Source organism: Lentzea sp. NPDC058450 (assembly GCF_042721395.1).
Classification (GTDB): domain Bacteria; phylum Actinomycetota; class Actinomycetes; order Mycobacteriales; family Pseudonocardiaceae; genus Lentzea.
Window position 1 is genome coordinate 86,753 of record NZ_JBHXLO010000013.1, and the last position, 25,603, is coordinate 112,355.

General features: G+C 69.9%; 27 protein-coding genes. 23 read left to right on the forward strand and 4 right to left on the reverse strand.

Translation table 11 applies throughout. The features are described 5' to 3' along the window. The first annotated feature begins 91 nt into the window (after positions 1-91). The 6 genes from ACFWNN_RS21255 (at position 92) to ACFWNN_RS21280 (ending at position 6,964) form a co-directional block, all read left to right on the forward strand. Positions 92-805, forward strand: coding sequence for an alpha/beta fold hydrolase (locus ACFWNN_RS21255; RefSeq protein ID WP_382441642.1), 714 nt, complete (start codon positions 92-94; stop codon positions 803-805). After that, positions 802-2,049: a D-inositol-3-phosphate glycosyltransferase gene (gene mshA / locus ACFWNN_RS21260; protein WP_382441643.1), complete on the forward strand. Its 1,248-nt coding sequence runs from the start codon at positions 802-804 to the stop codon at positions 2,047-2,049. The genes ACFWNN_RS21255 and mshA overlap by 4 nt, the downstream gene beginning before the upstream one ends. Continuing rightward, positions 2,046-2,525, forward strand: a complete 480-nt coding sequence (locus ACFWNN_RS21265) for a YbjN domain-containing protein (protein WP_382441644.1) — start codon at positions 2,046-2,048, stop codon at positions 2,523-2,525. The genes mshA and ACFWNN_RS21265 overlap by 4 nt, the downstream gene beginning before the upstream one ends. 141 nt (positions 2,526-2,666) lie before the next feature. Then, a complete protein-coding gene (locus tag ACFWNN_RS21270) occupies positions 2,667-3,446 on the forward strand; it encodes a DUF4349 domain-containing protein (RefSeq protein ID WP_382441645.1) in 780 nt (259 codons plus the stop codon). 410 nt (positions 3,447-3,856) lie between these two features. After that, positions 3,857-5,422 carry a 4-coumarate--CoA ligase family protein gene (locus ACFWNN_RS21275; protein ID WP_382441646.1) on the forward strand — a complete coding sequence of 522 codons (1,566 nt, stop codon included), beginning with the start codon at positions 3,857-3,859 and terminating at the stop codon, positions 5,420-5,422. An 87-nt stretch (positions 5,423-5,509) separates the two neighbouring features. Further along, positions 5,510-6,964, forward strand: a complete 1,455-nt coding sequence (locus ACFWNN_RS21280) for a pentapeptide repeat-containing protein (protein ID WP_382441647.1) — start codon at positions 5,510-5,512, stop codon at positions 6,962-6,964. On the opposite strand, the gene ACFWNN_RS21285 is transcribed toward ACFWNN_RS21280, so the two are convergent. Further along, positions 6,954-7,586 carry a TetR/AcrR family transcriptional regulator gene (locus tag ACFWNN_RS21285; RefSeq protein ID WP_382441648.1) on the reverse strand — a complete coding sequence of 211 codons (633 nt, stop codon included), beginning with the start codon at positions 7,584-7,586 and terminating at the stop codon, positions 6,954-6,956. The two genes, ACFWNN_RS21280 and ACFWNN_RS21285, sit on opposite strands and share 11 nt — an antisense overlap. A 59-nt stretch (positions 7,587-7,645) precedes the next feature. Here ACFWNN_RS21285 and ACFWNN_RS21290 point away from each other — a divergent pair, with 59 nt between their 5' ends. The 14 genes from ACFWNN_RS21290 (at position 7,646) to ACFWNN_RS21355 (ending at position 19,873) form a co-directional block, all read left to right on the forward strand. After that, positions 7,646-8,089 (forward strand): VOC family protein, encoded by a 444-nt coding sequence (locus ACFWNN_RS21290; RefSeq protein ID WP_382441649.1) that lies wholly within the window; start codon positions 7,646-7,648, stop codon positions 8,087-8,089. Positions 8,090-8,094: 5 nt separating this feature from the next. Further along, positions 8,095-8,841, forward strand: coding sequence for a phosphoglyceromutase (locus ACFWNN_RS21295; RefSeq protein WP_382441650.1), 747 nt, complete (start codon positions 8,095-8,097; stop codon positions 8,839-8,841). 178 nt (positions 8,842-9,019) lie between these two features. Beyond that, positions 9,020-10,192 (forward strand): sensor histidine kinase, encoded by a 1,173-nt coding sequence (locus ACFWNN_RS21300; RefSeq protein WP_382441651.1) that lies wholly within the window; start codon positions 9,020-9,022, stop codon positions 10,190-10,192. Further along, entirely contained in the window at positions 10,189-10,869 is a 681-nt protein-coding gene (locus ACFWNN_RS21305) for a response regulator transcription factor (RefSeq protein ID WP_053737067.1), read from the forward strand. The genes ACFWNN_RS21300 and ACFWNN_RS21305 overlap by 4 nt, the downstream gene beginning before the upstream one ends. A 27-nt stretch (positions 10,870-10,896) precedes the next feature. Continuing rightward, positions 10,897-11,877, forward strand: a complete 981-nt coding sequence (locus ACFWNN_RS21310; RefSeq protein WP_382441652.1) for a hypothetical protein — start codon at positions 10,897-10,899, stop codon at positions 11,875-11,877. Next, a complete protein-coding gene (locus ACFWNN_RS21315; protein ID WP_382441653.1) occupies positions 11,877-13,223 on the forward strand; it encodes a hypothetical protein in 1,347 nt (448 codons plus the stop codon). Before ACFWNN_RS21310 ends, ACFWNN_RS21315 begins: the two co-directional genes overlap by 1 nt. Next, entirely contained in the window at positions 13,220-14,044 is an 825-nt protein-coding gene (locus ACFWNN_RS21320; protein WP_382441654.1) for a sugar phosphate isomerase/epimerase family protein, read from the forward strand. Before ACFWNN_RS21315 ends, ACFWNN_RS21320 begins: the two co-directional genes overlap by 4 nt. A gap of 460 nt (positions 14,045-14,504) precedes the next feature. Continuing rightward, positions 14,505-15,401 carry a proline dehydrogenase family protein gene (locus tag ACFWNN_RS21325; protein ID WP_382441655.1) on the forward strand — a complete coding sequence of 299 codons (897 nt, stop codon included), beginning with the start codon at positions 14,505-14,507 and terminating at the stop codon, positions 15,399-15,401. After that, positions 15,398-16,180, forward strand: coding sequence for a thioesterase family protein (locus ACFWNN_RS21330; protein ID WP_382441656.1), 783 nt, complete (start codon positions 15,398-15,400; stop codon positions 16,178-16,180). Before ACFWNN_RS21325 ends, ACFWNN_RS21330 begins: the two co-directional genes overlap by 4 nt. Positions 16,181-16,190: 10 nt before the next feature. Continuing rightward, a complete protein-coding gene (proC, locus tag ACFWNN_RS21335) occupies positions 16,191-17,000 on the forward strand; it encodes a pyrroline-5-carboxylate reductase (protein WP_382441657.1) in 810 nt (269 codons plus the stop codon). Between the two features lie 149 nt (positions 17,001-17,149). Next, positions 17,150-17,362: a helix-turn-helix domain-containing protein gene (locus tag ACFWNN_RS21340; RefSeq protein WP_030477960.1), complete on the forward strand. Its 213-nt coding sequence runs from the start codon at positions 17,150-17,152 to the stop codon at positions 17,360-17,362. 120 nt (positions 17,363-17,482) lie between these two features. After that, positions 17,483-17,584 carry a 30S ribosomal protein bS22 gene (locus ACFWNN_RS21345; RefSeq protein ID WP_015105422.1) on the forward strand — a complete coding sequence of 34 codons (102 nt, stop codon included), beginning with the start codon at positions 17,483-17,485 and terminating at the stop codon, positions 17,582-17,584. Between the two features lie 275 nt (positions 17,585-17,859). Beyond that, positions 17,860-18,897 (forward strand): NAD-dependent epimerase/dehydratase family protein, encoded by a 1,038-nt coding sequence (locus ACFWNN_RS21350; RefSeq protein ID WP_382441658.1) that lies wholly within the window; start codon positions 17,860-17,862, stop codon positions 18,895-18,897. Between the two features lie 16 nt (positions 18,898-18,913). Beyond that, a complete protein-coding gene (locus ACFWNN_RS21355) occupies positions 18,914-19,873 on the forward strand; it encodes a lysophospholipid acyltransferase family protein (RefSeq protein WP_382441659.1) in 960 nt (319 codons plus the stop codon). On the opposite strand, the gene ACFWNN_RS21360 is transcribed toward ACFWNN_RS21355, so the two are convergent. Continuing rightward, positions 19,842-21,104: an isocitrate lyase/phosphoenolpyruvate mutase family protein gene (locus ACFWNN_RS21360; RefSeq protein WP_382441660.1), complete on the reverse strand. Its 1,263-nt coding sequence runs from the start codon at positions 21,102-21,104 to the stop codon at positions 19,842-19,844. The genes ACFWNN_RS21355 and ACFWNN_RS21360 overlap by 32 nt on opposite strands. Before the next feature lie 58 nt (positions 21,105-21,162). Here ACFWNN_RS21360 and ACFWNN_RS21365 point away from each other — a divergent pair, with 58 nt between their 5' ends. Beyond that, entirely contained in the window at positions 21,163-21,879 is a 717-nt protein-coding gene (locus ACFWNN_RS21365; RefSeq protein WP_382441661.1) for an ArsR/SmtB family transcription factor, read from the forward strand. A gap of 12 nt (positions 21,880-21,891) precedes the next feature. On the opposite strand, the gene ACFWNN_RS21370 is transcribed toward ACFWNN_RS21365, so the two are convergent. Continuing rightward, positions 21,892-22,785: an HAD family hydrolase gene (locus ACFWNN_RS21370; protein WP_382441662.1), complete on the reverse strand. Its 894-nt coding sequence runs from the start codon at positions 22,783-22,785 to the stop codon at positions 21,892-21,894. Between the two features lie 139 nt (positions 22,786-22,924). Here ACFWNN_RS21370 and ACFWNN_RS21375 point away from each other — a divergent pair, with 139 nt between their 5' ends. Together ACFWNN_RS21375 and ACFWNN_RS21380 are read left to right on the forward strand one after the other, a co-directional pair. Next, on the forward strand, positions 22,925-24,034 hold the full coding sequence (locus ACFWNN_RS21375; RefSeq protein WP_382441663.1) for a ThiF family adenylyltransferase: 1,110 nt from the start codon (positions 22,925-22,927) through the stop codon (positions 24,032-24,034). Further along, positions 24,031-24,603: a GNAT family N-acetyltransferase gene (locus ACFWNN_RS21380; RefSeq protein WP_382441664.1), complete on the forward strand. Its 573-nt coding sequence runs from the start codon at positions 24,031-24,033 to the stop codon at positions 24,601-24,603. Before ACFWNN_RS21375 ends, ACFWNN_RS21380 begins: the two co-directional genes overlap by 4 nt. Here ACFWNN_RS21380 and ACFWNN_RS21385 read toward each other — a convergent pair. Further along, entirely contained in the window at positions 24,590-25,582 is a 993-nt protein-coding gene (locus ACFWNN_RS21385; RefSeq protein ID WP_382441665.1) for a DUF5667 domain-containing protein, read from the reverse strand. The genes ACFWNN_RS21380 and ACFWNN_RS21385 overlap by 14 nt on opposite strands. Positions 25,583-25,603 lie beyond the last annotated feature (21 nt).

The following is a 25,603-nucleotide window of genomic DNA, read 5'->3' on the forward strand; positions in this document are numbered from 1 at the left end:
CGGCGGGAATGCGTCCCCCGGCCAGGTCGTTCGTACTTGTGTGCAGCTGACACACGTGACGACGACGGGCGGGGGACGTCTTGCGTTACGGGTGTCAGGTCCGGTTGCCGCGCCGCCGGTGGTTCTCGTCCACGGCTGGGCGCAGACCGGCGAGGTCTGGGATCTGCCCGGTTTTCGCACCTACGCCGTTGACCTGCGCGGACACGGCGAATCCGACGACTTCGGCGACTACCGCTCATCGGAGCGGTGGGCCGCGGACCTGCGCGCCGTGCTCGACCGCACCGGGCCGGCGACCGTCGTCGGGTGGTCCTACGGCGGGCTCGTCCTCGCCGACTACCTCCGCTTCCACGGCACCGCGGACGTCACCGCGCTGGTGTTCGTGAGCGCCATCACCGAGATCGGCCGGGACCGCCCGGGAGGCGTCACCGGTCCGGTCATGCGGGCCGCCCTGCCCGGCGCGATCACCGACGACGCCGCGATGGCGACGTTCTGCGCGGCCATGGCACCCGTCCTGCCTGCTGAGACGGTCGTGAAGCTCACTGCCGCCGCGACCTCGGTCAGTCCTAAGGTGCGAGGCGAGCTGTTCCGCAGGGACGTGGGCAGCGCCGACGTGTTGCAGGCCGTAGACGTGCCGACCCTGGTCGTGCACGGAACTCAAGACGAGGTGGTCGCCCCTGCCGCCGCCGAGTACTCCGCCGCCCTGATCCCCGGAGCCGAGTTGAGCCTCTACCCCGACACCGCGCACGCGCCGTTCCTCGAACGGCCGGAGCGGTTCGCCGCAGACCTCCAGCGAGTCGCCCGATGAAGCGCGTCGCGGTGCTCTCAGTGCACACCTCGCCGCTCGAACAGCCGGGGACGGGTGATGCGGGCGGGATGAACGTCTACATCGTCCAGACGGCCACTCGGATGGCCCAGCGCGGCGTCGAGGTCGAGATCTTCACCCGTGCCACGTCGTCGGAGCTGCCGCCGGTCGCCGAGCTCGCGCCGGGGGTGCGCGTCCGGCACGTCGCCGCGGGGCCGTTCGAGGGCCTGGGCAAGGAGGAGCTGCCCGGCCAGCTCTGCGCGTTCACGGCCGGTGTGCTGCGCGCCGAGGCACGGCACGAGCCGGGCTACTACGACGCGATCCACTCGCACTACTGGCTGTCCGGCCAGGTCGGCTGGCTGGCCCGCGAACGGTGGGGCGTGCCGCTGGTGCACACCGCGCACACGCTCGCCAAGGTCAAGAACCTCGCGCTGGCCGAGGGCGACGCGCCGGAGCCCCGGATGCGGGTGATCGGCGAGGAGCAGGTCGTGAACGAGTCGGACCGGCTCGTCGCGAACACCGACATCGAGGCCGGCGAGCTGATCAAGCTCTACGACGCGGAGCCGTCGAAGGTGGCCGTGGTGCCGCCCGGCGTGGACCTCGACCGCTTCACGCCCGGCTCGCAGGAGCACGCCCGGCAGTGGTTCGGCATCCCGCAGGACGCGATCGTGCTCGCCTTCGTCGGGCGGATCCAGCCGCTGAAGGCGCCTGACGTGCTGCTTCGTGCGGCCGCCGAGATGCTCGTGCGTGATCCCGGGCTGCGCTCGCGGCTGGTCGTGCTGATCGTGGGCGGGCCTTCGGGGTCCGGCACCGAGCGGCCCAAGGCGTTGGAGGAGCTGGCCGCGGAACTCCAGATCACGGACGTCGTGCGCTTCCTGCCGCCGCAGCCGGGGCCGACGCTGGCCGAGGTCTACCGGGCCGCCGACCTGGTCGCGGTGCCGAGCTACAACGAGTCGTTCGGGCTGGTGGCGCTGGAGGCCCAGGCGTGCGGGACGCCCGTGGTCGCGGCGGCCGTCGGCGGGCTGCCGGTGGCGGTGCGGGACGGGGTGTCCGGGGTGCTCGTGCACGGGCACGAGGCCGCCGAGTGGGCCGTCGCCCTGAGCGACGTGGCGCTGCCGCAGCGGGAGCACCTGGCGAGCAACGCCGTGGGGCATGCGCGACGCTTCTCCTGGGACCGCACGACTGACGCCCTGCTGGCGGGGTATCAAGAGGCGGCAGAGGTGTTCCGCCGGGAGGTTTTCGCTTGAGCGTCGACAGTGTGATCAAGGAATTTCTGGACGAACGGGAGCTGAAGTACGACCGCCGGGAGCCCGGCAAGTTCTTCGTGACGCTGCCGGGGACCAAGAAGCTCCAGACCAACGTGTGGCTGGTCGAGACCGCGCACGCGCTGGTCGTCGAGGCGTTCGTGTGCCGGCGGCCGGACCAGTCGTTCGAGGACGTGTACCGCTTCCTGCTGCGACGCAACGCACGGCTGTACGGCGTGCACTACACGATCGACGCCGAGGGTGACATCTACCTGGTCGGCAGGGTCGGCAAGCACGCCGTGACGGCCGACGAGCTGGACCGCGTGCTCGGGCAGGTGCTGGAGGCGGCGGACGGCGACTTCAACCCGTTGCTGGAGATCGGGTTCGCCGACGCGATCCGGCGCGAGTGGGCGTGGCGGGTGTCGCGCGGGGAGTCGCTCGCGAACCTGGCCGCGTTCCAACATCTCGTTTCGGACTAGCCGCCGACTCGTTTCGGCCTAGGCGGCAACTCCCGCCGGGTCCTCGTCCGTCCGACAGGCATGCGTAGACCAGTGCTGTGGGTGGGAGTCGCGTTGCTTGCCCTGGTTTCGACGGGGTGCGGCAGCAATTCGAGCGGGGGCATGTCGGCGGCGGACGCCGGCTCGCCTCCGCAGGCGGCGCAGAACGCGGTGCCGCAACAGAAACCGGGCCAGGAGCCCGCCAAGGAGAACGCCGCTCAGCCCGTGCAGGACCAGGAACGGCAGCTGGTCCGCACGGCGACCGTCGACCTGCGCAGCGATGACGTGCTGAGGGCGATCGGCGAGGTCAAGAACCGGGCGACGGCCGTCGGCGGGTTCGCGGGGCAGGAGAACTCGACCAAGAAGTCGGGGTCCGTGACCGTGCGGGTGCCCTCCGCCGAGCTGGACCGGGTCGTCCGCGATCTCGCGAGCGTCGGGGAGGTCACCCGCAGCGAGGTGCGCAGCGAGGACGTCACCGACCAGCTCGTGGACACCGAGTCGCGGATGGCGACGGCCAAGGCCAGCGTGGAACGGCTGCGGGTGCTGTTCGAGCGGGCCGGGTCCACGGCGGAGATCGCGCAGGTCGAGTCCGAGCTGACCAAGCGGCAGGCCGACCTGGAGTCGTTGCAGCGCCGGGCCGAGTCGCTCAAGGGCAAGGTCGCGATGGCGACGCTGACCGTGCAGGTGGCGACGGTGCCGATCGCTCCGCCGGAGCCGGAGAAGGCCGGGTTCCTCAGCGCCCTGTCGGGCGGCTGGAACGCGTTGCTGGCCGTCCTGAACGGGATCTTGATCGCCTTCGGCGCCCTGCTGCCGTTCCTGGTGGCCCTCGCGCTGCCCGTGGCGGCGGTGGTCTACCTGCTGCGGCGGCGCCGTCGCGTCACCCGAATGAACGAAGCTGGGTGATCAAGTTCTACTGAGAGTGTGCCTTTGATGATGCGCGGAACGGCTCGGGAGAGAGGGGGAGTCGCATCGAGCCGTCCCGCGTCAAAGGTCCCCGCGGCAAGGGATCCGTGGACGGGGGGAGCCTGCGGATCCTTGGCGGGCCACGCGATTCGACGGGGGATGACGAATCGCGCATGTGCCTCGCGCTCGTCGAGTAAGCGTGGGAGCCGACTCGCGGAGGCGGTATCAACTTCTCAGATACGTCCTTGCGATCACAAGTGCTTGTATTACTCCATTCGAGTGTATTTAGCCGCGCAAAGTAACGTATCTGTAGCGATTGAGTCGTCCTTGACCTGCCCAGTGGGCTGGATCACGATGAGCCCACAGGCAGGGTGTACAGCGATGTACAGCGATGTGAATGAGGTCGCCGCATGGTCTTTCGCAGTCCGTTCCCCGATGTCGAGATCCCCGATGTGTCGCTGCACCAGCTGTTGTTCGGCGACATCGCCGACCGGGTGGACCGGGTTGCGCTGATCGACGGCATGTCCGGCGCCACGCTCACGTACGGCCAGTTGGCGGGAGCGATCGACCGGATGGCGGCGGCCCTCGCCGCGCGAGGTATTGGCAAGGGTGATGTCGTCGGCATCCTCAGCCCGAACACGCCGTACTACGCCGTCGTCTTCCACGGCATCCTCCGCGCGGGCGCCACGGCGACCACGATCAACGCGCTCTACACGCCCGACGAGGTCGCGCACCAGCTGCACGACGCGGGCGCCAAGATGCTCTTCACCGTCTCCGTGCTGCTCCCGAACGCCGCACCGGGCGCCGCGAAGGCGGGCGTGACCGACGTCGTGGTGCTGGACGGCGCCGAGGGCTACCCGTCGCTGGGCGAGCTGCTCAACAACACGCACCCGGTGCCCGAGGTGGAGATCAACCCGTCCGAGGACCTGGCCGTGCTGCCGTACTCCTCCGGCACCACCGCGCTGCCCAAGGGCGTCATGCTCACCCACCGCAACCTGGTCGCGAACCTGGTGCAGTGCGGGCCGATCCTCTCGGACGTCGGCGCCCACACCCGGATCCTCGCCGTGCTGCCGTTCTTCCACATCTACGGCATGCAGGTCCTCATGAACAACGGCCTGTACATCGGCGGCGTGGTCGTCACCCTGCCGAAGTTCGAGCTGCCCGAGTTCCTGCGCGTGATCGCCGAGCACAAGACCGACCGCGTCTACATCGCCCCGCCGGTCGCCGTCGCCCTGGCGAAGCACCCGATCGTCGACAACTACGACCTGTCCCCGCTGCACACCCTCTTCTCCGGCGCCGCGCCGCTGGACGAGGACCTGGCCGCCGCCGTCCGCAAGCGCATCGGCTGCCGAGTCGTGCAGGGCTACGGCATGACGGAGATGTCCCCGGTCAGCCACGCCATCCCGGACGGCCGCGACGACATCTCCGTGGGCACCGTCGGCGTGATCATCCCCAACCTCGAGTGCCGCCTGGTCGACCCGGCCACCGGCGACGACGTGGGCGTGGGCGAGCGCGGCGAACTCTGGTGCAAGGGCCCGAACATCATGAAGGGCTACCTGAACAACGCCGAGGCCACCGCCGCCACGATCGACGACGACGGCTGGCTGCACACCGGCGACGTGGCGGTGATCGACGCGGACGGCATCGTCTCGATCGTCGACCGCGTCAAGGAGCTCATCAAGTACAAGGGCTACCAGGTCCCGCCGGCCGAACTCGAAGCCGTGCTGCTGACGCACGAGGAGATCGCCGACGCCGCCGTGATCGGTGTCCGCGACGCCGACGGCGAGGAGGTCCCGAAGGCGTTCGTCGTGCGGCAGCCGGGTTCTTCGGTCGACGGCGCCGCCGTGATGGCGTTCGTCGCCTCGCACGTGGCGCCGCACAAGAAGGTCCGCGTCGTGGAGTTCATCGAGGCGATCCCGAAGTCGGCGGCGGGCAAGATCCTGCGCAAGGACCTCAGGGCCCGCGAGCAGTCCTGATCTCGTTGGGGGAGAGCCGGTTCCCGCTGGGGCCGGCTCTCTTGCCGGCCGCGGTAACCCCCGGCTGTCTTGCGGCGATCTGGGACCGTGAGCGAACCGAGTCACCCGTACCTGTCGACGCGCTCGATCGTGCTCGCCGCGATCGCGTTGGTGCTGCTCGGCGCCGGCCTGGTGACGGTGCTGCTGTGGGCGTACGGCAGCGGAACCGAGTCCGACAAGGCTCGGCTCGAGGCCATCAAGACCGCAGGCACGATCGTCGTCGGCACCGGCGGTGCGGCCGCGCTGTGGCTGGCTGCCCGACGGCAGCAGACCGCCGAGTTCGCTGTGCACCAGAAGAAACTCGACCAGGCACACCAGGACCGCGTCGCCGCGCAGACCGAGCACGACGCCTCGGAGCGGCGGGTGACCGACCTCTACACGAAGTCGGTGGAGCTGCTGGGTTCCGAGAACGCCTCGGTTCGTCTCGGTGGGATGTACGCGCTGGAACGGTTGGCGCAGAACGTTCCCGACCAACGGCAGACCATCGTCAACGTGTTGTGCGCCTACCTGCGCATGCCAGAGAAGGAGTCGGCGGAGGACCGCCAGGTTCGTCTAACGGCACAACGAATCCTCGCCTCGCACCTCCACCCGGAAGGTGACACGTTCTGGGGTGGCATTGATCTCGACCTGACCGGTGCCGTCCTCGTTGATTTCGACCTCACGTCGTGTCGCGTCCGCACGGCCGCGTTCGACGCCGCCAAGTTCGTGGGTGCGGCGGCGTTTCGCGAGGTGCTGTTTGCAGGCGAAGCGACGTTCGAGCACGCCGAGTTCGGCGCTGAGGCGAGCTTCACCAATGCCGAGTTCGGTGGGCGTGCTGCCTTCGGTGACACCGAGTTCGCCGACATTGCGTGGTTCAGCAGGGCTGTGTTCCGCGCGGTCGCCAGGTTCGACAACGCCGTGTTCGGTGAGGACGCTTGGTACAGCGAAGCGATGTTCGCGGGCCCGGTCCTGTTCGATGACGCCGAGTTCGGTCAGCGGGCGTTGTTCACGCAGGCTCGGTTCGGCTACCACGCCGGGTTCCGCAGGAGCAGGTTCAAGCAGGATGCTCACTTCCGCCAGGCCATCTTTGAACGCGGTGGGAACGTCTCGTTCGAGTTGGCTGAGTTCTCCAGAACGGCCTGGTTCGTGGACGCGGAGTTCGGTGCGGCGGCGAGGTTTGACGAGACCGTGTTCGGTGAACTGGCGCACTTCGGCTCAGCCCGGTTCAACGCAGCCACCTTGTTCACGAAGGCCAGGTTCGACGGGGAATGCAACTTCAAGGAAGCAGCGTTCGCCGAGATGGCGTCGTTCTACGAGGCGGAGTTCGGTAGCAACGTCTCGTTTCACGACGCCGAGTTCCGCGGCGACGTGGGGCTCGTAAAAGTTCGGGCCAGGATCGATGTTCTTCCGTCGTCTGCCCGCGTCTGGCCGGACGGCGTGTCCGAAGTCGACCTGGTCACGGATGCGGAGGCTGCGTTGAAGGGAAGAGAAGGCAGGTGGGGGTACCTCACCGTCAGGGCGTGAGCAGTGACGCCTTGAGGCTGTGCGCCAGCCACCCGCCGTACCGCTCCGCCGGCCACCCCAGCACCTGATGCACGTGCGGCGACATCATCGTCTTCAGCACGTCCGCCACCGCCGAGACGTCCAACGACGGCAGCACCTCCCCGGTGGCCACCAGCGCCTCGGCGATCGCCAGGCAGTTGGCGCGCATCGCCGACTCGCCCTCGTCCGAGATCCGCCGCATGTCCGCATCGGCGCCGGCGGACTCGACCCCGGCCATGATCAACGCTCCGGCCCGTTCCAGCACGACCACGTTCCCGGCCACGGCCCGGTCGATCAGCTCCTGGGCGGCGGACACGCGCAGCAGTTCCCCGAAGAACTCCCGGTCCCGCATCGCCACGGGCTCGGAGTCCCCGGCCACCGCCACGTTCAGCGCGTCCTGGAACAGCTCCACCTTGTTCCGGTAGTGCGTGTAGACGGTCCGCTCGGACACCCCGGCCTCGGCCGCGATCGCCCGCATCGACGTCGCCACGAACCCGGACGACACGAACAGTCGATGCCCCGCTGACCGCACCAGGGCGCGCGTCTGCAGGGCCGCCTGCTCCCGCAGCGGTGAGCTGTACGAACGCTTGACTTCCTCACTCATCGAGCGCAGTCTAGCCACATTCGTTGCAGTCGTACTGCGGTCAATCGGAGGAATCAGCGATGGCGCAGCTCAGAGGCATCAGAGGCGTGAAGATCCCGGTGACCGACCTCGCCCGGTCCATCGACTGGTACGGCCAGGTGTTCGGGTTCGAGCCCGAGTGGGAGTTCGAGGACGCGGACGGCGTCGTCCGGGGTGTCGCGGGCCACGTGAGCAACGGAGCCGCGGGGCTGAGCCTCCGGCTGAACCCGGAGAAGGCCGAGGCACTGAAGGGCTTCGACCCGGTCAACTGGGCGGTCGGAACGCGCCAGGACCTCACCGACTGGATCGAGCACCTGGACGGCCTCGACATCCCCCACTCGCCCGAGATCGAGGCGAGCATCGGGTGGTTGCTGGTCTTCCACGACCCCGACGGCCTGGAGATCCACGTCTACACCGACGAGTCCCATGGTGTGGATCACGGTGACCTGCCGGGGTACGGCCGGAGGGTCGGCATGGCAGGCTAGCCGCCATGTCTGTCGGAACCTTGGTGCTGCTCCGCCACGGCGAGAGCACGTGGAACGCGGAGAACCTGTTCACCGGCTGGGTGGACGTTCCCCTGTCGGAGAAGGGCGAGAAGGAGGCCCGCCGCGGTGGGCTGCTCCTCAAAGAGGCCGGTGTGCTGCCGGAGATCCTGCACACGAGCCTCATGCGCCGGGCCATCATGACCGCCAACCTGGCGCTCGACGCCGCCGACCGGCACTGGATCCCGGTCAAGCGCGACTGGCGACTCAACGAACGCCACTACGGCGCGCTGCAGGGCAAGAACAAGAAGCAGACGCTGGAGGAGTTCGGCGAGGAGCAGTTCATGCTCTGGCGCCGGTCGTACGACACCCCGCCGCCGCCCATCGAGCCCGGCAGCGAGTTCAGCCAGGACACCGACCCGCGCTACGCGGACCTCGGGCCCGACCTGCCGCTGACCGAGTGCCTGCTCGACGTCGTGAAGCGCATGCTGCCGTACTGGGACCAGCAGATCGTCCCGGACCTGCGCACCGGCAAGACGGTCCTCGTGGCCGCGCACGGCAACTCGCTGCGCGCGCTCGTGAAGCACCTCGACGGCATCTCGGACGAGGCCATCGCGGGGCTCAACATCCCCACCGGCATCCCGCTGCGCTACGACCTCGACGAGGACCTGAAGCCGCTCAAGCCGGGTGGCGAATACCTCGACCCCGACGCCGCGAAGGACGCCATCGCGGCGGTCGCGAACCAGGGTCGCTAACCACATTCTGAGAAAGGCGCACCCGGTGCCGGGTGCGCCTTTTTCGCGTCTAAGGACACGGTTGGGTGAACAGGACCTGACCGGGTGCGAAACAACCCTCCGCTGAGGTGTCGCGGGTATCACGGTTCACGCTCTCGTACTAGGCCAGGACACCTCTGAGCTGCTTACCATTCGCCTCGTGACCACAACGGGTTACCTCGCTGTGTCGATCGGCCTCGCGCTCATCGGCGTGATCGCCGCTTTCTTCATCGGCCGGTTCACCGCCCCCAGGCAACCGAAGAAGCCGGAAGGCTTGACGGTCGCCGAACTGATCCAACAGATCATTCACGACTCCCACGACGGCATCGTGGTGCTGAACCACTTCGGCGACGTCGTGCTGCACAACCCCCGCGCCGAAGAGCTCGGCATCGTCCGCAACAACCGCGTGGACGACCGGGCGCGCAAGGCCGCCGAGGGGGTCCGCAACAGCAACGAGGTCGTGTACGTCGACCTCTCGCCGCTGGAGGGCTACCGCACCGGCCGCCAGCCGGAGGCCGTGCACGCCGAGGTGCGGTTGCTGATCGAGAACTTCACCGTGGTCGACGCGACCGACGAGTCCGAGGCCGTGCGGCTGGAGAAGACCCGGCGCGACTTCGTGGCGAACGTCAGCCACGAGCTCAAGACCCCGGTCGGCGCCCTCGCGTTGCTGGCGGAGGCCGTGCTGGACGCGAGCGACGACCAGGACGAGGTCCGCCGGTTCAGCGCGAAGATCATGCAGGAGGCCACCCGCCTCGGCGCGCTCGTCACCGAGCTGATCGCGCTGTCGCGGCTGCAGGGCGCGGAGAAGCTGCCGGAGCTGGCCGAGACGGAGATCGACGTCGTGATCAACGAGGCGCTGTCGCGGTCCAAGCTCGCCGCCGAGTCGGTCAACATCTCGATCACCACCGACGAACCGAGCGGGTTCGTCGTGCCCGGCGACCGGTCGTTGCTGGTCACGGCGCTGACGAACCTCCTGGACAACGCTGTCGCCTACTCGCCGCCGGGCAGCCCGGTGAGCGTGAGCCGCCGGCTGGTGGACGGGCACGTCGAGATCGCCGTGACCGACCGCGGCATCGGCATCGCCGAGGACCAGCAGATCCGCGTCTTCGAGCGGTTCTACCGCGTCGACAAGGCACGGTCGCGCGCGACCGGGGGCACCGGTCTCGGGCTCGCGATCGTCAAGCACGTCGCCGCCAACCACGGCGGTGAGGTGAAGCTGTGGAGCCTGCCAGGAACGGGCTCCACCTTCACGCTGCGGCTGCCGGCCGCGGCGACCGAACCCAACCCGACCCTCGTCCCCACCGGCGCGGGTGACACTGGAGGAGAGCTGTGACCAGGGTGCTCATCGTGGAGGACGAGGAGTCCTTCGCCGATCCGCTCGCCTTCCTGCTGCGCAAGGAAGGGTTCACCGCGGCGCTCGCGGCCACCGGCCAGGAGGCGCTGGAGGAGTTCGACCGCAACGGTGCCGACATCGTCCTGCTCGACCTCATGCTGCCCGGCATGAGCGGCACGGACGTGTGCAAGCAGCTGCGCCAGCGCTCCGCCGTCCCCGTGATCATGGTGACGGCCCGCGACAGCGAGATCGACAAGGTCGTGGGCCTCGAACTGGGCGCCGACGACTACGTCACCAAGCCGTACTCGGCCCGTGAGCTCATCGCCCGCATCCGCGCGGTGCTGCGCCGCGGCGGCGAGTCCGAGGACCTGCTGCCGCAGATCCTGGAGGCCGGCCCGGTGCGGATGGACGTGGAACGCCACGTCGTCACCGTCGGCGGCCAGGACATCAGCCTGCCGCTCAAGGAGTTCGACCTCCTCGAGTACCTGCTGCGCAACGTGGGCAGGGTGCTCACCCGCGGCCAGCTGATCGACCGCGTCTGGGGCGCCGACTACGTGGGTGACACGAAGACCCTGGACGTGCACGTCAAGCGGCTCCGTTCGAAGATCGAACCCGACCCGTCGGCCCCGCGTCACCTGGTGACCGTGAGGGGTCTGGGTTACAAGTTCGAGTCCTGACGGACACGACCAGGTACCGTTTCCGGCGTGCGCCTGGGCGTTCTCGACGTGGGTTCCAACACCGTCCACCTACTGGTGGTGGACGCGCATCGTGGTGCCCACCCGATCCCGATGACGTCCGAGAAGACGATCCTGCGTCTCGCCGAGCAGTTGAACGACAAGGGTCAGCTCTCCAAAGCGGGCGCTGACCAGCTCGTTCGTGCCGTCGCCGCAGCCAAGGCCTCAGCGAAGAGGTCCGGCTGCGACGACCTGATGGCGTTCGCGACCTCGGCCGTGCGCGAGGCGGGCAACTCCGCCGAGGTGCTCGACCGGGTGCGCGCCGAGACCGGGGTCGACCTCAAGGTCCTGTCCGGCGAGGACGAGGCGAAGTACACCTTCCTCGCGGTCCGCCGCTGGTACGGCTGGTCCGCGGGCAAGTTGCTCTCGCTCGACATCGGTGGCGGCTCGCTGGAGCTCGCCATCGGCCGTGACGAGAACCCGGACCTGGCCTTCTCCGTGCCGCTCGGCGCGGGAAGGCTCACCAGGACGAGGTTCAAGAAGGACCCACCCAGGCGCTCCGAGGTCCGCGAGACCACCGACTGGCTCGCCGAGCAGCTCGCGCCCGTGGCGCGGAAGCTGAAACGCGCGGGTGAACCCGATCGAGTGGTTGCGACCTCAAAAACTTTCCGAACGCTGGCGCGGCTCACCGGGGCCGCGCCATCGTCTGCCGGGCCCAGGGCACGACGCGTGCTCACCGACGCGGGCCTGCGGCAGCTGATCGCGTTCATTTCCCGGATGTCGGCCCATGACCTCGCGGAGCTGGAAGGCGTGAGCACGTCTCGCGCCCATCAGCTCGTCGCGGGCGCATTGGTCGCGGAGGCCACAATGCGAGCCCTGTCACTCACCCAGCTGGAGATTTGCCCCTGGGCACTCCGGGAGGGTGTCATCCTCCGACGGCTGGACCACACTGACGGGACGGACCAGAGCGATACTGGACGGACTGGCCAGACCGGGGCACGGTGGAGTTGATGAGTCGAGAGAGCGGATCCGACCAGACGCAGCGCACAGTCGCTGAGCTGCTCGCCCAGTACGGGGGCAGCGCAGAGAGTGCGCCACGTCGGCGACGCCGCCGGGCTGCGGACGAAGAGGACGACGTCCAGCAGCCGGAGACCGCACCCCAGACGATCATCGAGCGGGTCCTGTCCGACAGCGGCCGCCTGATGGCCGTGCGCGACGACACCGCCGCGCCGCAGCCCGGTCGCCGGGCCGCGCCCGAACCTCCCTCGGCACCGCCGCCCGCGGCCGCCGAGCGCACGGCCTACCAGCCGAAACCGCAGGTCGCGCCCAAGCCGGCGCCGCCGAAGCCGCAGCCCCCCAAGCCGCAGCCGTCGCAGCAGATGCCGGTGCCGCCGGGACCGCCGCAGGTCCGCAGACCGGCGCCGAAGCCGGCCGCGCCCGCCGCGCCGCCGCCCGCCGCCGCCGAGCAGACCCGGCAGGTGCCGCAGGTCCGCGAGCAACCGTCGCGCTCCGACATGCCCAGGCCGGACGCCCGCCCCGAGGTGGCGCGTCCCGAGCCGTCCCGCTCCGACCTGCCGCGCCCGGACGCGCCGGGCCGCCTGGAGGCCCGCCTCGACCAGGCGACCTCGACGCCCGCCGCCGCGCGGACCAGCATCGTCCGCCCGCCGAAGCCCGGTCAGCCGTCCGTGCAGATGCCGATCCCCGGCGCTGTGCCGCGCGAGGCGATGACCGAGCAGCTCCCGCGCATCCCGGCCAAGGCGCCGGTGGACAAGATCGCCGCACTCGAGACCGAGTCCGTGCTGATCGTGCCGCCGGCCCCGCCGAAGATGCCGGAGCCGCTGCCCGGCAACGTGCCCGACGCCTGGTTCGGCGACGACGACCCGAACGCGCACACCGACCTCTCGATGGCGCCGATGGAGTCGACCGCGGCGCACCCGGGCCCGTATGTGGACGACGACTCGCAGGAGTACGCCGCCTACCGCGCCGAGGACGACTACCTGGCCGACTCCGACGAGGACGAGGACGACGACGAGGGCCCCGCGGGCCTCGACGACGCGGCCGAGGCCGAGGAGGAGGAGCCGGCGGAGCCGCGCTCGGCCGGCAAGGAGTGGCTGATCATGATCGGCCAGCTCGCCGTCGGCGTCCTGGGCGGCGCGGCGTTGTGGCTGGCCTTCAACTACCTCTGGCGCTCCGTCCCCGCCGCCGCGCTCGTGGTGGCGCTCGCGGTTACCGTGGGTCTGGTGCTGCTCGTGCGGAAGATCCGTCGCGCCGACGACCTCCAGACCACCGTCCTGGCCGTCCTCGTGGGCCTCATCGTCACCGTCTCACCAGCGGCGATGCTGCTGGTGAAGAGTTGACGGCCCGCATCCCGGTCGGGCTTTCCACGGCATCGGTCTACCCGCAGCCCGCCGGGGCGGCGTTCGAGATCGCGTCCGACCTGGGCTACGACGGCGTCGAGCTGATGGTGTGGGCCGACCCGGTGTCGCAGGACATCCGCGCCGTCGACCGCCTGTCCACCCGCACCGGCATGCCCGTGCTGGCCGTCCACGCGCCCTGCCTGCTGATCTCGCAGCGGGTGTGGTCACCGGACCCCGGCGAGCGCCTGCGCCGCGCCGTCGCCGCCGCCGGTGACCTCGGGGCGCCGACCGTGGTGCTGCACCCGCCGTTCCGGTGGCAGCGCAAGTACGCGGACGGCTTCGCGGAGCTGGTGGCCTCGCTGGAGGACGAGAGCGGGATCGCCATCGCCGTCGAGAACATGTTCCCGGTGCGGCGGCCGTTGGGGCGGGGGCGGTCGGTGGAGATGAACGCCTTCAAGCCGTCCGTGGACCCGACCGACGTCGGGCACCGGAACTACACGCTGGACCTGTCGCACTCCGCCGCCGCGCACATGGACGCGCTGGAGCTGGCCAAGCGGATGGGGGACGGGCTTCGGCACGTTCACCTGGCCGACGGGTCCGGGGCGCCCAAGGACGAGCACATGGTGCCGGGGCGCGGGGACCAGCCGTGCGCCGAGCTGTGCGAGATGCTGGCGCGCGGCGGGTTCGACGGGCAGGTCGTGCTGGAGGTCAACACGCGGCGGGCCGGGACTCCGGCCGCGCGGCGGGAGATGCTGGCCGAGTCGCTGCTGTTCGCCCGGCTCCACCTGGACTGGGATGCGGAGGCTCCGCGGGTTCCGTAGGTCGGTTCCTGTTCCAGCGGGGTGGGTTGCGTTCCTGGGTTCGTCTTCCGTTGCGAGGGTGCTTGCGCGGGTCCTGACGAAAGACCTGGGGTGTGCGATTGGGGCTTGACTTCGGGGCCCTTGCGAGGCGCTGGTCGGCCGGAAAAGGCCGGGCTGAAAAGCGCCCGGCCGAGCTCGAGAAGCTAGCACCTCGCACCCAAAGTCAAGCCCCAATCGCCTTGAGCGGTGGAACCGGCTCCCAGTCCTGCATCAGCCCGTTCGGGCTCGCCTTCGGCATCGCGTCCCGGGTTTCGTAGGTGGTTGGCTTTGCGTTGACGGCCGCCGGTTGGCACCGCGCGCCGGGCTTCCGTAGGTGGTCGCCTGCACTGACGACTGCGGTTGGGTGCGCGCGCCCTGCGGTTCGTGTTCTGGCAAGGGTCGTTCGGCACTGTCGCGCGGAGTCCGGGTTAGGGTTCGTGGTGTGAACCCGCTGCGAGCGTTGATCATGGCCGCGTCTCGCAACGAGACGGTCCGCCAGTTGGTCGCCAGCGCGCCCATCAGCCGCGACGTCGTCAAGCGGTTCGTGGCCGGGGAGGGCACGGCCGACGCCGTCGAGGTGGTGCGCAACCTCGGGTTGCCGGTCACCCTGGACTACCTCGGCGAGGACACGACCGACAAGGCTCAGGCCGAGCGGACCGTGCAGGCGTACCTGGAGCTGCTCGACGCGCTGCACGCGGCGGGGCTCGCGAAGAACGCCGAGGTGAGCGTCAAGCTGTCCGCAGTCGGACAGTCGCTCGACGAGGCGCTCGCCCTGACGAATGCCTCCCGGATCTGCGCCGCCGCCGAGCAGTGCGGCACGACTGTGACGCTCGACATGGAGGACCACACCACCACGGACTCCACGTTGCGGGTGCTGGTCGAGCTGCGGCGCACGTGGCCCTGGGTCGGGGCCGTGGTGCAGACGTACCTCCACCGGACCCTGGACGACTGCAAGCAGCTCGCGGGGCCCGGCAGCCGGGTGCGGCTGGTGAAGGGGGCCTACGCGGAGCCTCCCGACGTGGCGATCCAGGACCCGCACGAGGTGGACCTCAACTACGTGCGGTGCGTGAACGTGCTCCTCGCCGGGGAGGGCTATCCGATGTTCGCGACGCACGATCCGCGGCTCGTCGAAATCATTGGCGAGCGGGCTCGGTGGTATGACAAAACTGACTTCGAGTACCAGATGCTCTACGGCATCCGGACCGAGGAGCAGAGGCGCCTCGGCACTCGCGTTTATGTCCCTTACGGTGAGCAGTGGTACGGATATCTCATGCGGCGACTAGCAGAACGGCCCGCCAACGTGACCTTTTTCCTGCGGTCACTGGCCAGCCGCTCATGACCTTCTCGAAGTCCAGCGCGGTGCGTTCGCTCGGTGACGGAACCTTCACCGCGTCCCTGCCCGCCGAGTGGACCGTGGGGCCCAAGCCTCACGGTGGGTTCCTCCTCGCGGTGATGACCCGGGCCGCCGCTGCGGTGGCCGAGGGCGATCCGCTGGCCGTGTCCGCGCAGTTCCTGCGGGCACCCGAGGTCGGGCCCGTGCTGGTGCGGACCGACGTCCGCAAGGCCGGGCGGACCGCGACGGTGATCAACGTGTTGCTGGAGCAGCGGGGGCAGGTGTGCGTCGAGGCCTCGGTGACGACGGGGCGAATACCCGAGCACCGGGCCGACTACGTGAACCTCCCGGCCATGCCGGCGGCACCGCCTCCGAACGCGGTCGAGCTGGCCTCGTTCCCAACAGGTGGGAGCTACAAGGTCGGCGCCCTGTGCGATCTGAGGGTGGATAGGGAGTCCGCGAGCTTCCTCGACCGGCGGACCGACGGGCCGTTGACGTTGAAGCTGTGGGCGCGGCCGACGGACGAGCAGCCCGACCCGTACTTCGCGTTGCTGGCGGGCGACCTGTCCATGCCGGTGACGTTCAACCTGGGTCGTTTTGGCTGGTCACCGACGGTGCAGCTGACGGCGTTGCTCAGGGCCCGGCCCGCGCCTGGGTGGTTGCGGATCCACGTGACCTGTCAGGCCGTGCACGGGCAGTGGTTCGACGAGGACGCGACGGTCATCGACGCCGCCGGACGGCTGGTGTGTCAGGCACGGCAGTTGGCGTTGACGCCCGCTGTGTGAGACTTGACCGATGACGAAGATCGCGGTGCTCGGCGCGGGCAAGATCGGTGAAGCGCTCCTGTCCGGGCTCCTGCAGGGTGGTCGACCGGCCTCGGATCTGCTGTTCACGGAGAAGCACGAGTCACGGGCTCGCGCGCTCACGGAGCAGTACGGGTTCGAGGCCGTCACGGTCTCGGGGGCGGCGCAGCAGGCCGACGTGCTCGTGGTGGCGGTCAAGCCGCAGGACATCGAGCCGTTGCTGGCCGAGCTCGCGCCGGTGCTGCGGGCCGGGACGTTGATCGTGTCGTTGTGCGCCGGGCTGCCGACGGCGCTGTACGAGCGCAGGTTGCCGGCCGGGACCCCCGTCGTGCGGGTCATGCCGAACACCCCGATGGTCGTCGGCGAGGCGATGAGCGCGGTATCCGGCGGATCCAACGCCACGGCCGAGCACCTCAAGACCGTCGAGGAGCTGCTGTCGACCGTCGGCAAGGTCGCGGTGGTGCCGGAGTCGCAGCAGGACGCGGTGACGGCGTTGTCCGGGTCCGGGCCCGCGTACTTCTTCTTCCTGGTCGAGGCGATGATCGACGCGGGCATCCTGCTCGGCATCCCGCGCGACCTGGCCTCGCAGCTCATCATCCAGTCGGCCGTGGGGGCCGCGACGATGCTCAACGAGGGCTCGAGCCACCCCGTGATCCTGCGCGAGGCCGTGACGTCCCCGGCCGGAACGACCATCATGGCGATCCGCGAGCTGGAGAAGCACGGGGTGCGCGCGGCACTTCTCGCGGCCATCGAGAGCGCGCGTGACCGGTCCGTTGAGCTGGGCAGGCAACACGAGGACTGAGCCGATCGAGACGCCAAGTGAGGGGACGTCCCCACTTTGGACGTCGCAGGAGTCACACCAGTCCCGCTACTCTCAGGGCAGCACGTGCGTGTCGAACCGTCGGTGGGGAAGACCGACGGCACGACACGTGTCGAAGGATGCGGTGATTTATGCCTGCGAAGGAGAACGAACGAACAGGCCTCGCTCAGGTGCAGTTCCTGACCGTGGCCGAGGTGGCCTCGATGATGCGGGTCTCCAAGATGACCGTGTACCGCCTGGTGCACTCCGGCGAGCTACCCGCGGTGCGGGTCGGCAAGTCGTTCCGGGTGCCGGAAAAAGCGGTGCACGCCTACCTGGAGAACGCGTACTTCGACGCTGGCTGAAGGCTGGCGAACCCCGCCGGGTAGACTGGTAGGCCGATCGTGCTTACCGGCGCGCCGTGCTTGACACGGCCAAGGCTGGGGCGCGCCAGTCAAAGCAACGTCTAGAGCTAAGGAACCCGCATGGGCTCGGTCATCAAGAAGCGCCGCAAGCGCATGTCGAAGAAGAAGCACCGCAAGCTGCTGCGCAAGACCAGGGTCCAGCGCAGGAAGCGCGGCAAGTAAGCCCGCATGCGCTCTGCCGCCGTCGGTCTCCTCTTGCAGGAGATCGGCGGCGGTTGCGTTTTTTCGAGGTCCGCACCCTGTTCGGGTGCTTGCGCCGACACGGAATATCACTCCGTGAGACGGTCTGGCACAACCACGGGAACGGGGGCCGCCGTTCGGGTGATTGGCCAGTAAAGCCTGCGTGACCTGCGTCAAGACGGCGTTCCGGCCCCCTCCGGTTTCACATCTGGTCTGTAGCATCGACCAATCGCAGAGTCCTTCGTGCTTGGAGCCGCATGACGCCCAAGGTCGTCCTCGTCACCGGAGTCAGCCGCTTCCTCGGCGGCCACCTCGCCGCGCGCTTCGCCGCGAACCCGGACATCGAGCGCGTGCTCGGTGTGGACACCGAGCCGCCGCCACGCGATCTGCTGCGCCGCATGGGCCGTGCGGAGTTCGTGCGGGCCGACATCCGCAACCCGCTGATCAGCAAGGTCATCTCCACCGCGAACGTCGACACGGTCGTGCACGCGTCCGTCACCGCGAGCCCGGCCGGGCCCACCGGCCGCACGGTGATGAAGGAGATGAACGTCATCGGCACCATGCAGCTGCTGGCCGCGTGCCAGAAGTCGCCCAAGGTGCAGAAGCTCGTCGTGAAGTCCACCAGCGCCGTCTACGGGTCGTCCTCGCGGGACCCGGCGGTGTTCACCGAGGACATGGGCCCCAAGGACCTGCCGTCGTCCGGCTACGCCAAGGACGCCGTCGAGGTCGAGGGGTACGTGCGCGGGTTCGGCCGCCGCAGGCCGGACGTCAACGTCACGACGTTGCGCTTCACCAACTTCATCGGCCCGCGCATCGACACGGTGCTGACGCGCTACTTCGCCCTACCGGTCGTGCCCACCGTCCTGGGCTACGACGCTCGTGTGCAGCTGCTGCACTCCGAGGACGCCCTGGCGGTCCTGGAACGCGCGACGCTGCACGACCTGCCCGGTGTCTACAACGTGGGCGGCGACGGCGTGCTGCTGCTGTCGCAGGCCATTCGGCGGGCGGGCAGGCTGAACCTGCCGGTGCCCAGCATGGCCGTGCCCACGGTCGGTGGCTTCTTCCGGAGCGCCCGGCTCGTCGACTTCTCGCCCGACCAGATGAGGTTCCTCAACTGGGGGCGCGTGGTCGACACCACCCTGCTGCGCAAGGAGTTCGGGTTCACGCCGCGGTGGACCACCCAGCAGGCGTTCGACGACTACGTGAACGGCCGAGGCCTGAAGCCGCTCATCGACCCGGAGACGGTCGGTGCCGCAGAGCGGACCATTCTCGAAGCGGCCGCTCGTTTCCGCTGATCTTTGCTATGAGGAGATGAACGCAGTGGCAGGAGCACGCGTTATCCCGCTGCACGACCCGGAACGCGACGCCGCGCGCAGATCGCGCCACGTCGAGGTGGTTCCCGAGCCGGAGCAGCAGCAGTCCGGGACACCGGACTGGGAACGCAGGCTGACCGACCTGCTGGCGTTCGCGCGCAGGCGGATCGCGGGCGACTACCGGATCGACGAGTTCGGGTTCGACCAGGACCTGACCGAGAACGTGCTGATGCCGCCGCTGAAGCCGTTGTACGAGAAGTGGTTCCGGGTCGAGACCATCGGCCTGAACAACATCCCGATGGCCGGCGGCGCGCTGATCGTCGCGAACCACTCCGGCACGTTGCCGCTCGACGCCCTGATGACGTCGTACGGCATCGCGTCCGAGCACCCGGCGCACCGGCCCCTGCGCGGGCTCGGCGCCGACCTGGTGTTCCGCACGCCGCTGCTCGGCGCGTTGGCGCGCAAGGGCGGCCAGACGCTCGCCTGCAACGCCGACGCCGAGCGCCTGCTGTCGTCCGGTGAGCTCGTCGGCGTGTGGCCGGAGGGCTTCAAGGGCATCGGCAAGCCGTTCAAGGACCGCTACAAGCTGCAGCGCTTCGGCCGCGGCGGCTTCGTGTCGGCGGCGCTGAAGACCGGCGTGCCGATCATCCCGGTCTCGATCGTGGGGGCCGAGGAGATCTACCCGATGATCGGCGACATCAAGGCGCTGGCGCGGCTGTTCGGCTTCCCGTACTTCCCGGTGACGCCGCTCTTCCCGCTGTTCGGGCCGCTGGGCGCGATTCCGCTGCCGTCGAAGTGGTACATCGAGTTCGGCGAGCCGATCCGCACGGACGTGTTCGGCGAGAACGCGGCCGACGACCCGATGCTCGTCTTCAACCTCACCGACCAGGTGCGCGAGACGATCCAGCAGACCCTCTACCGGCTGCTCACCCAGCGTCGGAACGTGTTCCTCGGCTGATCATCGCCTGCACCTCGGCGTAGCCGAACGCTTCCGGGAGTCCGCCGTCGCGCACCGCCTCGGCGGACGCGACGGTGTGCCGCAGGGCCGCCCTGAACAGCAGTGATCCGGTGCTGATCCGCTTCACGCCCAGGTCGCCGAGCTCCTTCGGCGTCCGCTGCTGGGCGAGGACGTTGAGCGGGGCGATCCTGGCCAGCTCCTCGATCTCGCGCGGCTCGGTCAGGCCCGCGACGAAGATCCCGTCCGCGCCGGCGTCGACGTACCTCCGGGCGCGGTCGGCGGTCTCCTCGCGCGCCTTGCCGAGCCAGTGGGTGTCGATGCGCGCGTTGAGGAAGACGCCCGGCGCGCGGTCCTTGACCGCCGCGATCAGCTCGGCCTGCTCCTGCGGGTCGGCGAGGCCGTGCGGACGGCCGTCCTCGAGGTTCACGCCCGCGACGCCGAGGTGCGCGATCAGTTCGGCGACCTCGTCCGCAGGCTTGCCGAAACCCGACTCCAGGTCGGCCGTGACGGGAAACGGCAGGTCAGCGAGCATCCGGGCGAGCGCCACGGCCTGCTCTCCCGCCAGGCCCAGGCCGTCCGGGATGCCGTGCGCGGCCGCCACGCCGAGGCTCGTCGTGCCGACGGCCAGGAACCCCGCCGCGTGCAGGGCTGTTGCTGAGGCGTAGTCCCAGGCGTTCGGCAGGACCAGCGGGACGTCCTGGTGGTGCAGGGCCCGGAACGCCGTGTTCTTGGCGATGGTGGTGGCCAGCGTCCTGCCCGGACAGGCGTGCGGACCGTGCCCGAACGGGTGATCTTCGAGGCTGACCACGATCCCTCCGGCCCTGCGGGTGACCGGTACGGGCGGGGCCGGGTTCCCGGTCCGCAGGTGCTCGGCGAGGGCGTTCGTGGCGGCCCAGGCCTGCACCAGCAGGCCGATCCGGGCGGCGGTCTCCTCGTCCCGGCGGACGGCCAGCCGGTCGACGGCCGCGTCCGCCGCCGCGGTCGTGGGCTCGTGGGGCTGGTAGACCGGGGCGATCTCGGCGATGTCGGTAAGCGCCCCCGGCAGCCCCAGCGCGGTCGCCAACTCGTCGAGGCTGGTGGCGTGGACGCCCTCCAGGAGCCGCTCGGTCAGGGCACGCCTGCGGGTGTGCGCGTCGCCGTTGCTGAACCTGACCACGGACGACCTCAGCCAGGCCACGCCCGTGTCTCCCGGCGGGACGGACGGAACCGGCAGCAGCAGCTCTTCGCTCATGCCCGCCGACGCTAGGGCCGGAACGCTTCGGCGCCGGCCGAAGTGTCCCGGTCGCAGAATGGACGCCGTGGAAGCACTCGCCCAGGTCGCCTCGCTGCTCGCGGACAACACCCGTGCCGCGCTCTGCGGCGCCCTGCTGGACGGACGCGCCTGGACGTCCCGGGAGCTGGCTGCGCACGCCGGGGTGGCCGCGTCGACCGTCAGCGAGCACCTGACGCGGTTGGTGGAGGGCGGCCTGCTGGTGGAGCACCGGCAGGGACGGCACCGGTACGTGGCGCTGGCCGGTCCGCACGTGGCGGAGCTGCTGGAGACGATGGCCGCGTTCGCCGTGCCTCAGGTGGCGCCGCGGGGGTTGCGGGCGGCGGCGGTGTCGGAGGCGATGGCACGGGGGCGGACCTGCTACGACCACCTGGCCGGCAAGCTCGGCATCGCGCTCAAGACCGGGTTGGTGGAGGCGGGGTTGGTCAGCGCGGGAGTCGGCGGTGAGCTCGCGACGAGCGGACTGGCCGCCGCTGAGCTCTCCATCACCGAGCCAGGCATGGTGTGGCTCAAAGAGCTCGGCTTCGAGCCGTCCAAGCGGGTGCTCAGCCGGGCCTGCCTCGACTGGACCGAGCGCGTCCCCCACCTCGCCGGAGCCGCCGGGGCGTTCCTGTGCGGCACGTTCCTCGAGCGCGGCTGGGTCCGCAGGATCGGTACCAGCCGCGCGGTGCTGCTCACTCCCACTGGTGAGCAGGGGTGGCGTGACCTCGGACTGGTGAGCTTGGGGGCCGCGTGACCCGCCCCGGCGTTACTTGACCCGGCGCCGGTAGGCGAGCGTCGCCGCCACCGCGCCGGCCAGCGCACCCGCGCCCAGCACCGACGGCACGCCGATCTTGGCCGCCTTGCGCCCGGTGCGGAAGTCGCGGATCTCCCAGCCCTTGCGCCGCGACACCTCGCGCAGCTGCGAGTCCGGGTTCACCGCCACCGCGGTGCCCACCACGGACAGCATCGGGACGTCGTTGGACGAGTCCGAGTACGCCGTGCAGCGCCGCAGGTCGAGGCCTTCCTTGGCGGCCAGCGACCGCACGGCCTGGGCCTTCGCCTTGCCGTGCAGCAGGTCGCCGACGAGCCGGCCCGTGTAGATGCCGTCCTCGGACTCCGAGACCGTGCCCAGCGCGCCCGTGAGACCCAGGCGGCGGGCGATGATCTGGGCCAGCTCGACCGGGGTCGCGGTGACGAGCCACACGCGCTGACCTGCGTCGAGGTGCATCTGGGCGAGGGCCTGCGTGCCCTTCCAGATGCGGTCGGCCATCAGCTCGTCGTAGATCTCCTCGCCCAGCGAGACGAGCTCGGCGACGCTGCGGCCCGCGACGAACGACAGCGCCTGCTCGCGCGACGCCTTGACCGACTCCGGGTCCTCGCGGCCGCCGACCCGGAACTTCATCTGCTGCCAGACGAAGCCCGCGAGGTCGGACGACGAGAAGTACTTGCGCGCGGCCAGGCCGCGGGCGAAGTGGAAGATCGACGCGCCCATCATCATCGTGTTGTCCACGTCGAAGAAGGCGGCGGCGGTCAGGTCCGGCGGGACCGTCAGCGACGCTTCGAACTCGGGCGCCATCGCGGCGGCCTGGATCGCCGCCTCTGCCGATGCCTCGCCGGCTAGCTCGGCCAGCCGGTCGCTCTCCACGTCACGCTTGCCCATGTCCCAAGCGTAGCGATCAGCCGGTCAAACCCGCTCGGACCTGGTCGAGAACGCGTGGTGTGCGTTTGGTCCCATATCACCGGTTACGTGGAGTGTTCGACGCAACACGGTGTGTTGTACTCCGTTCGGCTTAGTGAAGATGATCTACTTGGTCCCCGTGAACATGATCATCTCCGCGTTACCTCAGCTCATCGACACCGGTGACGCCACGTCCTGGCGGCCTGAGCTCCTCGATGCGGGCCAGCTGCCGGACCTCTTCGCGAACTGCCAGGTCACGGCCGTGCACGACCGTCTCGACGACCAGCTCGAAGAACTGATCTCCGCCCGCGAACCCGGCCGGGTCCGCACCCCCGGCGAAGGGGCCGCCGCCAAGGCCGAGGTGCTCGGCGGACGCGCCCCCGTCGATTACGGAACGTGGGCGTTCTATCCCTGGACCGGGCGGTTGGTGCACGTGCTGCCCCGCGACGAGTTCCGGTTCGTCCGCACCGACCGCAACCGGAACAAGATCACGCGCGAGGAGCAGGAGACCCTGCTCGGCAAGCGCGTCGCCGTGGTCGGGCTCTCGGTCGGCAACAGCGCCGCGGTCACCGCCGCGATGGAGGGCGTCGGAGGCGCCTTCCGCCTCGCCGACTTCGACCGGCTCGGGCTCTCGAACCTCAACCGGCTGCGCACCGGCGTCCACGAGCTCGGCGTCGAGAAGACGGTGCTCTGCGCGCGGCAGCTGTTCGAGCTCGACCCCTACCTGGACGTCGAGATCTGGCGGGACGGCCTGACCGGCGAGAACCTCGCGGGTTTCCTCGACGGCGCCGACGTCGTGGTCGAGGAGTGCGACACGGCGTGGGTCAAGATCGCGGTGCGCGAGCAGGCACGGGAACGCGGCATCCCCGTGCTGATGGACACCAACGACCGGGGCCTGCTCGACGTCGAGCGGTTCGACCTCGAACCGGACCGCCCGCTGCTGCACGGCCGCGTCGGCGACGTCACGGCCGCCGACGTCGCGGACCTCGACCGCGCCGAGATGGTGCGGCTCATGGTGCAGATGGTCGACGGCACGCGGATCAGCCCCGCTCTCACGCAGGCCATGACGGAGATCGGCCGCACGCTGAGCAGCTGGCCGCAGCTCGCCTCCGGCACGATGCTCGGCGGCGCCCTCGTCACCGACGCGGCCCGCCGCATCCTGCTCGGCAAGCCCCAGCCGTCCGGTCGCTACTACGTCGACCTCGAACGACTCGTCGGCGGTGCGACATGACCGTGCTCATCGGCCCGAACGTCCGCCTGCGTCCGCTCGACGACGGCGATCTGCCCGTCTACCAGCGCGTCTACTGCAGCCCGGTGCTCACCCGCTACCTCGGCGTGGACCGGATGACCCCGCAGAAGGCCATCGCCTCGTTCTACACGCCGACCCCGCGCAAGCTCGTCTTCGCCATCACGTCGCACGACGACGACCGGATGGAAGGCATGATCGGCCTGCTGCTGGAGGAGTACGGCAGCAACGCCATGTGCACGGGGCTCGTGATCCTGCCCGGCTCACCGCTGAAGGGCTGCGGCGCGGAGGCGGGCAGGCTGCTGTTCGCGCACGCGTTCGGCCCGCTCGGCATCCACCGCGTGTGGGCAGGTCACCGCGCCGACCACGCGTTGATGGGCAGCGTCATGACCGAGGCCGGCCTCGAACCCGAGGCGACCCTGCGCGAGCTGTTCCACACGCAGGGCCGCTGGCACGACGTCACGACCTACGCGGCCGTCGCCGGCCGCTGGCGCGAGCAGGCCTCCCCGCTGGAGCTCGCCATCGCGGAGGGAGCCGTGCTCAGCCGAAGCTGATCCCCGGCAGCAGCGGCAGCGAGATGCTCGGCAACGGCAGGGGCAGCGGGATCGTGATGCCCGGCTTGGTCGAGGCAGGCGGCGTGGACGTGCCCGGCTTCGGGGTCTGGGCCGTCGACGAGCCCGGCGCGACCGACTGCGTCGGCTGCACGGACGGACCGGTCGACCCCGACGGCACCGGCAGCCCCGACGGGGTCGGCACCACCGAGGACGGCGTGCTGCCCGGCGACGAGTTCGGGTCGGTGACGACCGCCGCGCACTCGTCCTTCGCCGGCAACGGGCCGAGCGTGTCCGACGCGCCGCTGGTCACGGCGTCGCACCCGGCGCGGGCCGCCAGGTCGTGCGCGCGCTGGGCGATGCTCGCGAGCAGCCACATCGTCGTGTCCGCGTGGGCGCGGGCTTCGTCGGGCAGGCGGGTGCGCAGGGTGCCGAGCTTCACGTACTGCGCCAGCGCCCACTCGTTGAGCACCGGCAGCGCCGTCTTGTCCGACGACGTGGCGTAGGTGGTCAGCTGACGTGCGCCCTCGACCGCGTCCGCGTCCAGGTCGCCCAGCGCCGTGATCTGGGCCGCGGACGTCGCCGAACGGTCGGCGAGGGTCTCCATCTCGGTGACCCTGGACGTGGCGAACTCCAGGTGCTTGAAGGCCTTGTCCTCCTCGTCGAAGGTCAGGCCCAGCGAGGCGCTTTCGGTCGTGCGCTTGATGCCGTAGAGCGGGTCTCCCGGGAGCGCGTCACGGCTGAGCAGCACACTCATGCCGGCGAGTGACAACAACAAGCACAGGACCGCGGCTGCCGCGACCGCTACTCGTGCGCGCGCTCCCACCCGTCTTACCGACGAGAGCACCAATGGCTTCTCAGGTGGGGGCGCTGTGAGGACTCGCTGTTTCATCCGTTCGCGCGCCTCGGCGTCCGGGCCGACGTCCATCCGCCGGAGGAGTTCGACGATCGCGAGGTCCTCAGCGAGGTCGTCGTTCCCCACCGGTTGTGGGCCGCCTTCAAC

Bases quoted from the DNA above. Each gene is read 5' to 3' on its own strand.
- mshA (WP_382441643.1), top strand. From the start codon at position 802: ATGAAGCGCGTCGCGGTGCTCTCAGTGCACACCTCGCCGCTCGAACAG.
- ACFWNN_RS21270 (WP_382441645.1), top strand. From the start codon at position 2,667: ATGTCGGCGGCGGACGCCGGCTCGCCTCCGCAGGCGGCGCAGAACGCG.
- ACFWNN_RS21275 (WP_382441646.1), top strand. From the start codon at position 3,857: ATGGTCTTTCGCAGTCCGTTCCCCGATGTCGAGATCCCCGATGTGTCG.
- ACFWNN_RS21285 (WP_382441648.1), bottom strand. From the start codon at position 7,586: ATGAGTGAGGAAGTCAAGCGTTCGTACAGCTCACCGCTGCGGGAGCAG.
- ACFWNN_RS21290 (WP_382441649.1), top strand. From the start codon at position 7,646: ATGGCGCAGCTCAGAGGCATCAGAGGCGTGAAGATCCCGGTGACCGAC.
- ACFWNN_RS21295 (WP_382441650.1), top strand. From the start codon at position 8,095: ATGTCTGTCGGAACCTTGGTGCTGCTCCGCCACGGCGAGAGCACGTGG.
- ACFWNN_RS21315 (WP_382441653.1), top strand. From the start codon at position 11,877: ATGAGTCGAGAGAGCGGATCCGACCAGACGCAGCGCACAGTCGCTGAG.
- ACFWNN_RS21330 (WP_382441656.1), top strand. From the start codon at position 15,398: ATGACCTTCTCGAAGTCCAGCGCGGTGCGTTCGCTCGGTGACGGAACC.
- proC (WP_382441657.1), top strand. From the start codon at position 16,191: ATGACGAAGATCGCGGTGCTCGGCGCGGGCAAGATCGGTGAAGCGCTC.
- ACFWNN_RS21340 (WP_030477960.1), top strand. From the start codon at position 17,150: ATGCCTGCGAAGGAGAACGAACGAACAGGCCTCGCTCAGGTGCAGTTC.
- ACFWNN_RS21345 (WP_015105422.1), top strand. From the start codon at position 17,483: ATGGGCTCGGTCATCAAGAAGCGCCGCAAGCGCATGTCGAAGAAGAAG.
- ACFWNN_RS21350 (WP_382441658.1), top strand. From the start codon at position 17,860: ATGACGCCCAAGGTCGTCCTCGTCACCGGAGTCAGCCGCTTCCTCGGC.
- ACFWNN_RS21355 (WP_382441659.1), top strand. From the start codon at position 18,914: ATGAACGCAGTGGCAGGAGCACGCGTTATCCCGCTGCACGACCCGGAA.
- ACFWNN_RS21360 (WP_382441660.1), bottom strand. From the start codon at position 21,104: ATGAGCGAAGAGCTGCTGCTGCCGGTTCCGTCCGTCCCGCCGGGAGAC.
- ACFWNN_RS21365 (WP_382441661.1), top strand. From the start codon at position 21,163: ATGGACGCCGTGGAAGCACTCGCCCAGGTCGCCTCGCTGCTCGCGGAC.
- ACFWNN_RS21370 (WP_382441662.1), bottom strand. From the start codon at position 22,785: ATGGGCAAGCGTGACGTGGAGAGCGACCGGCTGGCCGAGCTAGCCGGC.
- ACFWNN_RS21375 (WP_382441663.1), top strand. From the start codon at position 22,925: ATGATCTACTTGGTCCCCGTGAACATGATCATCTCCGCGTTACCTCAG.
- ACFWNN_RS21380 (WP_382441664.1), top strand. From the start codon at position 24,031: ATGACCGTGCTCATCGGCCCGAACGTCCGCCTGCGTCCGCTCGACGAC.